Raw genomic sequence first — 12884 nt, 5'->3', positions numbered from 1 at the left:
TTAAGGTTGGTAATTTGCTACACCGAGCTCGTCTTCTTTGCGTGTCCGTGCACGTGCAATAACCGATTCGGGTGATTCTTGGCTCCTTAATGCCATACTATCTTCTGTTTTAACTACTTTACCGCGTAAAGAATTGGCATAGACATCGACAATTTCGACATCAACAAACTTTCCGATCATATTTTGGCTACCTTCGAAGTTTACCACCCGATTATTTTCGGCACGGCCGGAAAGTTCCATAATATTTTTACGTGAAGGCCCTTCAACCAGAATACATTGAATGCTACCCAACATTGTTCGGCTATAATTCATTGCTTGCTGATTAATACGTTGCTGAAGTAGATAGAGGCGTTGTTTTTTTTCATCTTCGCAGACATCGTCAGGTAAATTAGCAGCTGGGGTACCAGGGCGTGGTGAGTAGATAAAACTAAAACTCATATCAAAATTAACATCGGCAATAAGCTGCATGGTTTTTTGAAAATCATCTTCTGTTTCACCCGGAAAACCAATAATGAAATCTGAGCTAATAAGAATATTGGGTCGTGCTTTACGTAATTTTCGGATAATGCTTTTATACTCAAGGGCTGTATGAGACCGTTTCATCATAGTCAAAATACGATCTGACCCACTTTGAACGGGAAGATGCAAGAAGCTAACAAGTTCAGGGGTATCTTCATAGACAGCAATAATATCGTCGGTAAATTCAATTGGATGACTGGTGGTAAAACGGATGCGATCAACGCCGTCAATGGCGGCAACTAGACGTAATAATTCGGCAAATGAACAAATTGCACCGTCAAAAGTTGTTCCACGATAGGCATTGACATTTTGACCCAATAAGTGAATTTCACGCACACCTTGCGCAGCTAATTGTGCGATTTCAAATAAAACGTCATCACAGGGTCGGCTGACTTCCTCACCACGCGTGTAAGGAACGACACAAAATGAACAGTATTTATTACAGCCTTCCATAATGGAAACATAAGCTGAAGGGCCTTCTGCTCGAGGTTCCGGTAATCGATCAAATTTTTCAATTTCAGGAAAACTGATGTCGACGATTGGACTACGTGTACCTTTGACTTGATTGATCATCTCAGGTAGACGGTGCAAAGTCTGTGGGCCAAAAATAATGTCAACACTGGGAGCCCGTTGACGAATTAAATCCCCCTCCTGTGAAGCGACACAACCACCAACACCAATAATAATATCGGGATTAACATCTTTTAGATTTTTCCAACGCCCTAATTGATGAAATACTTTTTCTTGCGCTTTTTCGCGAATTGAGCAGGTATTTAGCAGTAGAATATCGGCTTCTTCGGCTATTTCTGTTAATTGATATCCATGGGTGCTGTTGAGCAGGTCAGCCATTTTTGATGAATCGTATTCATTCATCTGGCAGCCCCAGGTTCTAATGTATAGTTTTTTATTCGTCAACATTTTGTATATCCGAAGTTTTCAGTAGCAAAATCTGTCATACTGGGAACATTATGTATTAAATTAGAAAATTTTGATATGTATTGTATTCGTTTGGGGCATCGGTGAACAGTATGTTGGATAGATTATTATTAAATGACTTAAGAAAAACTAGGCCTACTATTAGATTGATGACTATTGATAGCTAAGTTGATATGAATAGAATAGATGAAAATTATGACATTGTAGTGGTTGGTGCCGGTATGATAGGTGCAGCCATGGCAATTGGATTAGCCAAAGAAGGTTGGCAGATCCTGTTACTTGAACACACTAAACCTGCACCTTTCGATCCGTTAGAGCAGCCTGATTTACGCGTTTCAGCGCTAAGTTATACTTCGGTGCATCTACTTAAGCAACTTGGTGTGTGGGATAGTGTTTTAAATATGCGTGCCGCCCCTTATCGAAGGTTAGAAACGTGGGAATGGGAAAACTCACATGTGATGTTTGAAGCAGACAGCCTTGGTTTACCTGAACTGGGTTATATGGTTGAAAACCGTATTTTGCAATTGGCATTATGGCAGCAATTTTCTCAATATCCCAATCTTAGCTTGTTATGTCCCGCCAAATTGGTAGCAATGCAGCGTCAGAATCAACAGTGGGAAATAACTTTAAGTAATAATCAGCAACTATCGGCAAAGTTAATTATTGCGGCTGATGGCGCATGTTCTCAGGTGCGATCTTTAGCTGGCATTGGCAGTAGCGGTTGGCAATATAATCAATCATGTCTGCTTATTACAGTTAAGATGGAGCAACCGCAACAGGATATTACTTGGCAGCAATTTTTTCCTTCTGGTCCGCGAGCATTTTTGCCGTTATTTGATCATTGGGCCTGTTTGGTTTGGTATGATAAACCTGCCCGAATTAGACAACTGCAAGCTATGTCCCTAGAGCAGCTTAAGCAAGAAATTATGGCACCTTTCCCAGCTCGCTTTGGCTCACTGCAAGTTGTTGCTAAAGCGAGTTTTCCACTGACCCGCCATCATGCTAATCGTTATGTTGAAGAAGGGCTAGCTTTGATTGGCGATGCGGCTCATACTATTAATCCACTTGCTGGTCAGGGCGTTAATCTTGGTTACCGTGATGTTGATAGTTTGTTGCAAGTATTTATTAATGCTAAAACCTATTTATTACCTTTTTATACTCGAAAAACTTTACTGACTTATCAACAGGATAGGATGCCAGATAACAAATTGATGCAGGCAGGTATTGATGCTATTTATACACTGTTTAGTTCTCAGCTAGCGGGTGTGAAATCGGGCCGAAATTTAGCATTAATGTTAGTACAACAACTAAATACAGTTAAGAAAAAGCTACTTAAATATGCTTTAGGTTTATAATATAAAGTCGATTATGATATTTTTTGACTGTTATATTGTAAAACGTTGTTTTTCAGGTTGAGAGAATGTCAAGATTAATTAAATTGTGAGATGGATCAAAAAAACATTATTTTTGTTATTTTTTTATGATTCACGTGTTATACTGTGTCTAGATGTTTGTTTTTATTCATAAAGTTTATCGTTTTTACTGGTGTTGGTAGTCCAATTTGGCATATGTTTTTTACTATTTCTGTCATGTTACTGTGATATTAATAGCTATGTTTTGATACTTTTTATTTTACGCGTTTGAAGTAGATCGCCGCTGTTTTTCAGCGGCGTTATTAATTCTTATCAACCATCAACTTCCTTTTCTTTAACTGGTTATAGAGCTAAGCTTTTGGCAAAACAAAGGCGTATTACAATAATTAATAAAAAGTAATTAATGGCTATTTTGTGATGGTTTGTAATTGTTTGAATAAATTATCAAACAATTCTTAATTAGATTTTTAGGTTATCTCACTTTGGGGATTTTTTACCCTTAGCCATGTTTAACTAAAATACTAGAGATATGCCGGTAAATCATTATTAACAAAAAATCATTTTTTATATGTAACTTATTCTTATTCAATGCCGCTCGGGATTTTTGATTTGCCTAATTTACTAAGTTAGCTGGCTGTTGGTGGTACACCTTCAGTCAGCGACATTTTTAAATCATATTTAAATTAGATAAAAATCACGCCATTAAGTATGTCATATCGTTGCTTTTAAATTTAATTTATGGAAAGTAAAATATTCTTACTGGATATTCTTTTTGAATTATTTGCAAAATTATTTAATTTTGTAGCTAATTGAAAGCTGATGGCTGGGGTACCAGGATTCGAACCTGGGAATGCCAGGATCAAAACCTGGTGCCTTACCGCTTGGCTATACCCCAACTGGATAAACTAATATCTATAATATGGCTGGGGTACCAGGATTGTAACCTGGGAATGCCAGGATCAAAACCTGGTGCCTTACCGTTTGGCGATACCCCAACGAGAATATAAATAATTTTTATAAATAATGGTGCGGGAGGCGAGACTTGAACTCGCATACCTTGCGGCGCCAGAACCTAAATCTGGTGCGTCTACCAATTTCGCCACTCCCGCAAATATGGTGGCTACGACGGGAATCGAACCTGTGACCCCAGCATTATGAGTGCTGTGCTCTAACCAGCTGAGCTACGTAGCCATCTTTTTGCATAACCTTTATCGGCGTTGCGGGGCGCAATTATGCGTATATCGACCCTAGTCGTCAACTGATTTTTTTACGATTTCTACAGAAAAGTATCTGTTTGTTTGGGTTGTAATCATTTTGTCGATAAAATCGATAAAAAATAACGACGTGGTCGCCAAATAATAATAGCTTGATATGTTAAATATAAAAGCTAATTATGTTAAGATATTTTTGCTCATGAAGTGAAGCGATGCTTTTTATTTCAATGGTAGTGATAATTTCCATTAACAACCAAAAGCATCTTATTGGTATCTTGCGATAAAATGTTGATGGCCATTGAGCAACTTATCAGTGGGCAAAAGTAAACAAATTAGCGCGTAATATTGTATATCTATGCAGCTAGTTTGCAGTGATTAATAATTGCTGTTGTCTATTAAAATAAAAGATAAATGTGAGTGGCACCATAAATTCTTTATATTCGCGCTAGTAAAAGCATAGATAAATGTATTACAACGCTATTGCTATTCAAGCAAATGTTGTAAAAGTTCACCATTTAACATAGCACGTTTAGTTAAGGCGAAAGCGCCAATAGCTGAATTATGTACCAGTTGTGAAGTAACAATCGGTAAATCATTGCGGAAATCTTTTAGCGCTTGGGTTTTGATACAGTTTTGCACGGCGGGTAGGAGAACTTTTTCAGCTGCTGTAATTTCTCCTGCAATGACCACTTTTTGCGGATTAAATAGGTTAATAATAATGGCAATTGCTTTACCAAGATGATGGCCTACGTGTTTAATTACTTCAATTGCTAACGGATCGTTTTTATTTGCCGCCTGGCAAATTGCTTTAATAGAACAGTTATTTGATTTTAATTGGCTCGGATAATTTTGGTCAAGTTGTTGCCTAATTCTATTTTCAATAGCGCTATTAGCTGCAACGGTTTCTAGACAACCAAAGTTACCACAATGGCAACGTTCTCCTAATGGATCTATTTGTATATGGCCAATTTCACCCAGATTGTAACGGTTGTTCAATAAAATTTCACCACCCATAACCACACCTGCACCAGCGCCATGATGGATGCGTACAAAAATTGAATCGGCGCAATTTTGTGTAGCGCCGAAATAATGTTCTGCCAGTGCAAAACTACGAATGTCGTGACCGATAAAAGAGGTTATTTTGAAATGCTCTTTCAGATTACGCAGCAATTGCCAGTTATGTACTTTTATATGGGGCATATAATGGACAATTCCTGCTTGTGGATTGACTAAGCCAGGTAAAATAACTGAAATAGCAATCAACTAGCGATTAGGGCGTTGATGTTGTTGAATGAAATTTTAAATGGCGGCAATTAAATGATTTTCTGTTTCTTGTTGACCGGTTTCTGGTAAGGGTGAATGCGCTTCGGCGAGCATTTTGCCGTTTAAGGCGCAAAGCGCTAATGTACAGTCACGACGGCCTAATCTGACACCGATGCTATGAAAAATATGATGTTCAGAAATAATTGAAATTGGTCGGCGACCACCGGTAGAGGCTTGTTGAGCGACTTCTTTAATTAAACCACGCTCCAGTAGTTGGCGGGTTCTTTTGGTTACACTAGCAGGCGCCAACTGGCTTTGTTCTGAGATCTGAATTCGAGAAATAGGGCCATTTTGATCAATAATTCGATATACAACAGCACTATTTAATTGTTTAACTAAATCAATATTACCAATTTGCTTCAAGATGTAATTGTTACTCATCAGTATATATGCTCGTTACAGTTTTATTTCACGGCCATTAAGAATGGTTTTGCGGATGATGAAGTCGTGATCAAATACGATAAGGTTTGCAACTTTATCTTTTTCTATGCTCCCAAGTTTTTTGTCAACAACAATAGCACGAGCTGGATAAAGTGTGGCCATTCGTAATGCTTCATCTAATGCAATACCTACATGTTCAACGATATTTTTGACAGCATCTATAATCGTTAAGGATGAACCACTTAATGTACCATTTTTATCAACACATAATCCATCGCGATAATATATGGTTTTACTAGCAAAGGTAAAATAATCCATTTCACTGCCATTAGAATCCAGGCCAGCAGGTGCGGTGGCATCTGTTACTAGAACTAATTTATCGCCTTTTAATTGTTTACTGTCACGAATATTAGCCCAGTGAACATGTAATCCATCGGCAATAATTCCTGCATATACATTAGGAGTGTTGTAAATAGCACCCACTAATCCCGGGGCTCGACCTGAAATAGCAGGCATGGCATTGAAAATATGGGTTGAGAATTGAATACCTGCCTTGAAGCCATTTTGTGCTTCTTCATAAGTGGCATTGGAATGGCCTGCTGAAACAACAATACCGGCTTCAACTAATTGGTGAATATATTTTTCTGCAACTATTTCTGGTGCTAAGGTAATTTTAGTGATCACATCGGCATTTTGACATAGATAGTTGATCATTTCGGCAGAAGGCTGACGAATATATTCAACATTGTGGGTACCTTTTTTGACTGGGTTAATGTAAGGCCCTTCAATATGTAGCCCTAATGCTTGGTTTTTATATTTGGCCAGGTAGTCACGCATCGTCTCTATTGCTGTTTTAATCAGCGGATCAGGGCTGGTGATCAATGTAGGCAGGAAGCTGGTACAGCCATTTCGTTCATTTGTTTTTTGCATAATTTCCAGCGTCTGAATATAGATATTTGCTGGATTATCATTGAACTGTACACCACCGCAGCCATTAACTTGTAGATCAATAAATCCCGGCGCTAGGATCGCATTTTGTAAATCATGAATTTCAATATCCTGAGGTAATTCTGCAATTGGACAAACTTGTTTTATCTGTTTTTTTTCAATAATAACAGCATGATTGTCCAGTCGTTCATAACCTGTGTAAATAATGCAGTTGATTAATGCATACATGATATTTTACTTTTCTATAATGGCTAAAAAATAGTATAATTTATCGAATTTTTTGTATTTTTTTGTTTATTATATTGAATTTTGCTATTTTAATTTAACTAGCAAATTGATTAATGATGTCAGATTCTAATTGACAAAAATATTTTAAAGTTTTTACTTTTAGCTCAATGGTTGCTGGTTCATCACAAACTAAAGCCGATTTTGCATGCATTTGTAGGCAGCTAATCGTCCACATATGGTTAATCGAACCTTCGAACGCAGCCTCAACGGCTAATGCTTTATTTGCACCGGTTGCTAAGATTAAAATTTCTTCCGCATCAAGTAGGGTTCCCCTACCCCAACAGTGACAGCATATTTAGGCACCATATCAATATTGTTATCAAAAAAACGAGAATTTGCCTGTCGGGTTTCTGGTGTTAACGTTTTGATCCGGGTGCGAGAAGAAAGAGATGAAGCAGGTTCGTTGAAAGCAATATGGCCATCACTACCAACGCCTCCCATAAATAGATGTATTTTACCATAAGACTTAATTTTATTTTCGTAACGTTTGCATTCAGCGTCGATATCTTTTGCATTACCGTCGAGTAAATTAATATTATTTTTTGTAATATCAATATGGTTAAACAGATTTTCATACATGAAAGTATGATAGCTTTGTGGATGATTTTTTGGGATGCCGACATATTCATCCATATTAAAAGTAACTACATGTTTAAAACTAATTTTACCTGCTTTATAGAGATTAATTAGCTCATGGTAGGTAGCTAGTGGTGTTCCGCCTGTGGGCAGCCCTAATACAAATGGATGTGTATCCGTTGGATTAAATTGATTAATTTTGTTTGCAATGTAATTGGCGGAAAAAAGACCGACATCTTTTGCTGCTGTTAGAGGAATAAGCCTCATTATTTTTTTACCTCACTTAATTTTGTTTCATATCAGCTATATTTTAATAATTTTGTATTATTCTTTGTTATTACTTGAGTTTTTATAACTCAAAGATTGTCTATTTATTAACGCCTGAATTCTAGTAAAAGAAGATATTTTTCATGAAAAAAAAGTTTTTTGTTTAGCCACTATTTTAGTCAAATAACAGGGTCATATTTAGACTTTTATCACAACTTTAGCTGACATAATTTGTGATGCAAAATAATTGGGTCTGAATTACTTAATGATAATATATGCAAAAAATTGAATATTTATAATATTTAGCAATAAGATCTCAGTAATGAGGTTATTCAAGGGGAAAACATAGTGAATGTGTTAAGTTATTTACAGCGAATAGGCCGTGCTTTGATGGTGCCTGTCGCTGTGCTGCCTGCCGCTGCGATTTTAATGGGGATCGGTTATTGGATCGATCCTAATGGCTGGGGAGCTAATAGTACTATTGCTGCTTTACTGATGAAATCAGGTTCAGCAATTATAGATAATATGGGCTTTGTTGAATAAATCAGAATTAGCCGCCAGGATGGCTCCCTCTGCTACAGCTGTTATCCGATCCTGACGCTGTGTGGCATACCCAACAACGTCATACGGTTCAGCGCTTTGACCATCGCCATTGCTTCACCTACCTGAGCCTCATAGTCACGCAGGCTCAGATGGCCACCCAGCAAAGTTTTTATGCGGAACATCGCTGTTTCTGCCACTGAACGCCGGTGATAACCCACTTTCTTTTTCCACATATCATTACTCCTGCTCAGACGCTGATTCGCCACCGCATGGTTACGTTCATGGTACTTATCCGGCCAGTATTTCGCTCCGCTTCGCGGCGGGATAAGGGGCCTGATTTTCTTTCTTAGCAACGCATCGTGGCAGTAACAGGCGTCATAAGCACCGTCTGCTGACACTTCCCTGATTTTCCGGTGGGTTTGGTTAATCAGGCCCGGCAGTGCCTGCGCATCTGTCGTTCCGCTGAGCGATAAGTCGGCACAGATAATCTCATGAGTCACACTGTCTGCTGCCAGATGAAGCTTGCGCCACACTCTTCGTCTGTCAGCCCCATGCTGCCTGACTTTCCATTCACCTTCGCCAAAGACCTTCAGACCGGTACTGTCGATGACCAGATGCGAGATTTCACCACGCGTTGGCGTTTTTATGCTGATGTTGACGCTCTTTGCTCGTCTGCTGACCAGCGAGTAGTCCGGACAGCACAGCGGCAAAGACATGAGTTTAAAAATCGAATCAACGAAGCCCTGTAATGCCCGGAGCGACAGGTTAAACACACGCTTCATCATCAGGACAGTGGTAACAGCCATATCGCTGTAGTAAAGCGGCCGGCCACGACCTTCAGGCGAAGAACTGTCAGTCCATCCAGCGATGGCCGACTCATCAAGCCAGACCGTCAGGGAACCGCGTTGTCTGAGTGCCTTGTTGTACGCGGGCCAGTTGGTAATTTTAAACTTTTGCTTTGCCATGGGGACCTGATGTTGAAACGAATTTAGCGATCAGCTCCGCCAATCACCTAAAAGTTCGATTTATTCAACAAAGCCGATAATATGTCAATATTATTTGCAATTGGCGTTGCGTATGGTTTATCAAAAGATAAAGATGGTTCGGCGGCATTAACCGGTTTTGTCGGTTTTTTAGTGGTAACAACCCTATGTTCACCAACGGCTTATTCGATGATTATGGGTATTGCTATCGAGCAAGTTCCTGCAGCATTTAGTAAAATTAATAATCAGTTTGTTGGGATATTGGTTGGTGTATTGGCGGCGGAACTTTATAATCGCTATAGCGGTGTCGAGTTACCGAAAGCATTTTCGTTCTTTAGTGGCCGCCGTTTAGTACCTATATTGACTTCATTTTTGATGATCCTGTTATCTTTCGTTCTGATGTATGTTTGGCCATTTATCTATAATGCATTAGTACTGTTTGGTGAAAATATTAAAGATTTGGGTTCATTAGGTGCCGGTATTTATGCTTTTTTTAATCGTCTATTAATCTCGGTTGGATTACATCATGCATTAAATTCAGTATTTTGGTTTGATGTGGTGGGTATTAATGATATTCCTAACTTTTTGGCTGGCGCTAAATCGTTAGCTACAGGTTTAGCCGAAAAAGGGCTTTGTTGAATAAATCGAACTTTTAGGTGATTGGCGGAGCTGATCGCTAAATTCGTTTCAACATCAGGTCCCCATGGCAAAGCAAAAGTTTAAAATTACCAACTGGCCCGCGTACAACAAGGCACTCAGACAACGCGGTTCCCTGACGGTCTGGCTTGATGAGTCGGCCATCGCTGGATGGACTGACAGTTCTTCGCCTGAAGGTCGTGGCCGGCCGCTTTACTACAGCGATATGGCTGTTACCACTGTCCTGATGATGAAGCGTGTGTTTAACCTGTCGCTCCGGGCATTACAGGGCTTCGTTGATTCGATTTTTAAACTCATGTCTTTGCCGCTGTGCTGTCCGGACTACTCGCTGGTCAGCAGACGAGCAAAGAGCGTCAACATCAGCATAAAAACGCCAACGCGTGGTGAAATCTCGCATCTGGTCATCGACAGTACCGGTCTGAAGGTCTTTGGCGAAGGTGAATGGAAAGTCAGGCAGCATGGGGCTGACAGACGAAGAGTGTGGCGCAAGCTTCATCTGGCAGCAGACAGTGTGACTCATGAGATTATCTGTGCCGACTTATCGCTCAGCGGAACGACAGATGCGCAGGCACTGCCGGGCCTGATTAACCAAACCCACCGGAAAATCAGGGAAGTGTCAGCAGACGGTGCTTATGACGCCTGTTACTGCCACGACGCGTTGCTAAGAAAGAAAATCAGGCCCCTTATCCCGCCGCGAAGCGGAGCGAAATACTGGCCGGACAAGTACCATGAACGTAACCATGCGGTGGCGAATCAGCGTCTGAGCAGGAGTAATGATATGTGGAAAAAGAAAGTGGGTTATCACCGGCGTTCAGTGGCAGAAACAGCGATGTTCCGCATAAAAACTTTGCTGGGTGGCCATCTGAGGCTGCGTGACTATGAGGCTCAGGTAGGTGAAGCAATGGCGATGGTCAAAGCGCTGAACCGTATGACGTTGTTGGGTATGCCACACAGCGTCAGGATCGGATAACAGCTGTAGCAGAGGGAGCCATCCTGGCGGCTAATTCTGATTTATTCAACAAAGCCTAGCAATACCAAAACCTAACAGTGGTGGGGCGGCATGGTAGGCTTGTAGCTTGGTTAATAACTGGCTAGCTGGAATATTGGCTTTTTTTTCTGTGCCTGTTACACCTGAACGCGAGAGTAGATAAGTATAGCCACGACCATATAAAGCAATTTGGCGTAGAAGATCGTCATCAGCATTAGGAGGACAAATAAAGATTGGTGCAATATTATGTTGCAACGCTGAAGTGCGAAATGGCAGGGACTCATTCATCGGTACATCGGCGATTAAAACGGAATCAATGCCGGCATTCTGACATTGAGCGTAAAAGTTATCAATACCATAGTTAAAAATCAGATTTGCATAAACTAATAAGCCAATAGGAATCAAAGGGTGCTTTTTTCGGATCTGTGATAATAACTCAAAACAGGATGTTGGTGTGATGTTGGCATTAAGTGCGCGTAAATTGGCCTTTTGAATCGTTGGACCATCAGCCAATGGATCAGAAAAAGGGATACCAATCTCTAATGCATCAGCTTTTGCTTCAATTAATGTATCAATAATTTTTAATGACATTTCTGCATTGGGATCTCCTAAAGTGAGGAATGGGACGAATGCGGCCTGATTTTTAGCATTTAAGGTGTTAAACAGTTGCTGATAACGCTCCATTAGATCTCTCCTTTGGCTTGCAAAATAGCCTGTACAGTAAAAATATCTTTATCTCCACGGCCGGAGATATTAACAATCAGTAGTTGTTCTTTTTCCGGTTCTGCTTCAATCATTTTTAAGGCGTAAGCCAGGGCGTGTGACGACTCTAAAGCTGTGATAATACCTTCATGATTAACCAGTTTTTTAAATTCCGATAACGCTTCATTATCGGTAATTGAGACATAATCAGCACGGCCAATACTATTTAAATAAGTATGCTCTGTTTCTACTGAAGGAAAATCTAACCCGGCAGAAATAGAATAAGACTCTTTAATTTGGCCTTCATCGGTTTGCATTAGATGAGATTTCATACCAAAGTAAATACCAAGCCGACCATGTTTTAATGGTGCACCATGGGCGCCAGAGTCGATACCTAGACCGGCTGGCTCAACCCCAATTAGACGTACATTTTGCTCTGATTTAAACGCTGTGAATAATCCGATAGCGTTAGAGCCTCCGCCAACGCAAGCAATTACGGCATCGGGTAGTCGTCCTTCTCTAGCTAACTTTGGCTTCATCGCCAATCATACGTTGAAACTCGCGTACTAGCGTTGGATAGGGATGGGGCCCGGCTGCGGTGCCAAGTAAATAGTGGGTGTTGCTATAACTGGCTGACCAATCTCTCAAGGCTTCATTGCAGGCGTCTTTTAAGGTTGCTGAGCCATTATTTACCGTAATAACTTTAGCTCCCAATAATTGCATCCGAAATACATTGGGCAATTGGCGTTGGACATCTTTCTCTCCCATATAGATGCGACATTTAAGCCCAAGTAATGCGCAAGCCAGTGCTGTAGCAACGGCATGTTGTCCAGCGCCAGTTTCTGCAATAATTTCAGTTTTGCCCATCCGTTTGGCTAATAAAGCCTGGCCTAACACTTGATTTGTTTTATGTGCGCCGCAATGCAATAGATCTTCTCGTTTTAGATAAAGTTTAGTTTTAGTACCGATGGTTAAATTGCGACATAGCGTTAAGGCGGGGGGACGGCCAGCGTAATTTTGTAATAGATCGTGAAATTGTTGTTGAAACGTATCATCTTGCTGGGCTTCGATGAAAGCCTGTTCCAGTTCGTTAAGTGCGGGAATAAGAATTTCAGGCACATATTGACCACCAAATTGGCCAAAATAGGGATTTAATTTACTCATTACTTTATTCCGTTGTTCTGAT

General features: G+C 40.2%; 5 protein-coding genes, 4 tRNA genes and 6 pseudogenes. 4 read left to right on the top strand and 11 right to left on the bottom strand.

The features are described 5' to 3' along the window. Positions 1-1437, bottom strand: coding sequence for a tRNA (N6-isopentenyl adenosine(37)-C2)-methylthiotransferase MiaB (miaB, locus tag E3U36_RS00185; RefSeq protein WP_180816712.1), 1437 nt, complete (start codon positions 1435-1437; stop codon positions 1-3). A gap of 191 nt (positions 1438-1628) precedes the next feature. Here miaB and ubiF point away from each other — a divergent pair, with 191 nt between their 5' ends. Then, positions 1629-2810: a 3-demethoxyubiquinol 3-hydroxylase gene (gene ubiF, locus E3U36_RS00180; RefSeq protein WP_180816711.1), complete on the top strand. Its 1182-nt coding sequence runs from the start codon at positions 1629-1631 to the stop codon at positions 2808-2810. Positions 2811-3648: 838 nt separating this feature from the next. Here ubiF and E3U36_RS00175 read toward each other — a convergent pair. The 7 genes and pseudogenes from E3U36_RS00175 to nagB form a co-directional block, all read right to left on the bottom strand. Then, a tRNA-Gln gene (locus E3U36_RS00175) sits at positions 3649-3723 on the bottom strand. A gap of 25 nt (positions 3724-3748) precedes the next feature. Next, positions 3749-3823 (bottom strand) — tRNA-Gln (locus E3U36_RS00170). A gap of 29 nt (positions 3824-3852) precedes the next feature. Next, a tRNA-Leu gene (locus tag E3U36_RS00165) sits at positions 3853-3937 on the bottom strand. A 5-nt stretch (positions 3938-3942) separates the two neighbouring features. Further along, positions 3943-4019 (bottom strand) — tRNA-Met (locus E3U36_RS00160). Positions 4020-4525: 506 nt separating this feature from the next. Continuing rightward, positions 4526-5746, bottom strand: a pseudogene (locus E3U36_RS00155) (ROK family protein). Positions 5747-5761: 15 nt separating this feature from the next. Next, entirely contained in the window at positions 5762-6922 is a 1161-nt protein-coding gene (gene nagA, locus E3U36_RS00150; RefSeq protein WP_180816710.1) for an N-acetylglucosamine-6-phosphate deacetylase, read from the bottom strand. A gap of 94 nt (positions 6923-7016) precedes the next feature. Beyond that, positions 7017-7825, bottom strand: a pseudogene (gene nagB / locus E3U36_RS00145) (glucosamine-6-phosphate deaminase). Positions 7826-8173: 348 nt separating this feature from the next. Here nagB and E3U36_RS00140 point away from each other — a divergent pair. Then, positions 8174-8353: pseudogene (locus E3U36_RS00140) on the top strand (hypothetical protein); the annotation flags it as partial. Between the two features lie 56 nt (positions 8354-8409). On the opposite strand, the gene E3U36_RS00135 reads toward E3U36_RS00140, so the two are convergent. Then, positions 8410-9333, bottom strand: a complete 924-nt coding sequence (locus E3U36_RS00135; RefSeq protein ID WP_180815966.1) for an IS5 family transposase — start codon at positions 9331-9333, stop codon at positions 8410-8412. 75 nt (positions 9334-9408) lie between these two features. Here E3U36_RS00135 and E3U36_RS00130 point away from each other — a divergent pair. Further along, a pseudogene (locus E3U36_RS00130) lies at positions 9409-9984 on the top strand (PTS transporter subunit EIIC); the annotation flags it as partial. A gap of 70 nt (positions 9985-10054) precedes the next feature. Further along, positions 10055-10978 carry an IS5 family transposase gene (locus tag E3U36_RS00120; RefSeq protein WP_180816040.1) on the top strand — a complete coding sequence of 308 codons (924 nt, stop codon included), beginning with the start codon at positions 10055-10057 and terminating at the stop codon, positions 10976-10978. A 57-nt stretch (positions 10979-11035) separates the two neighbouring features. Here the strand turns inward: E3U36_RS00120 and trpA are convergent. After that, positions 11036-11680: pseudogene (trpA, locus tag E3U36_RS00115) on the bottom strand (tryptophan synthase subunit alpha); the annotation flags it as partial. Then, a pseudogene (gene trpB, locus E3U36_RS00110) lies at positions 11680-12862 on the bottom strand (tryptophan synthase subunit beta). The pseudogenes trpB and trpA, both read right to left, overlap by 1 nt. Positions 12863-12884: the final 22 nt, after the last annotated feature.

The sequence above is a fragment of the Arsenophonus endosymbiont of Aphis craccivora genome (assembly GCF_013460135.1).
Classification (GTDB): Bacteria; Pseudomonadota; Gammaproteobacteria; order Enterobacterales; family Enterobacteriaceae; genus Arsenophonus; species Arsenophonus nilaparvatae.
Note: the sequence above shows the minus strand (reverse complement) of the source record. Positions and strands in the feature narration are given on the sequence as shown.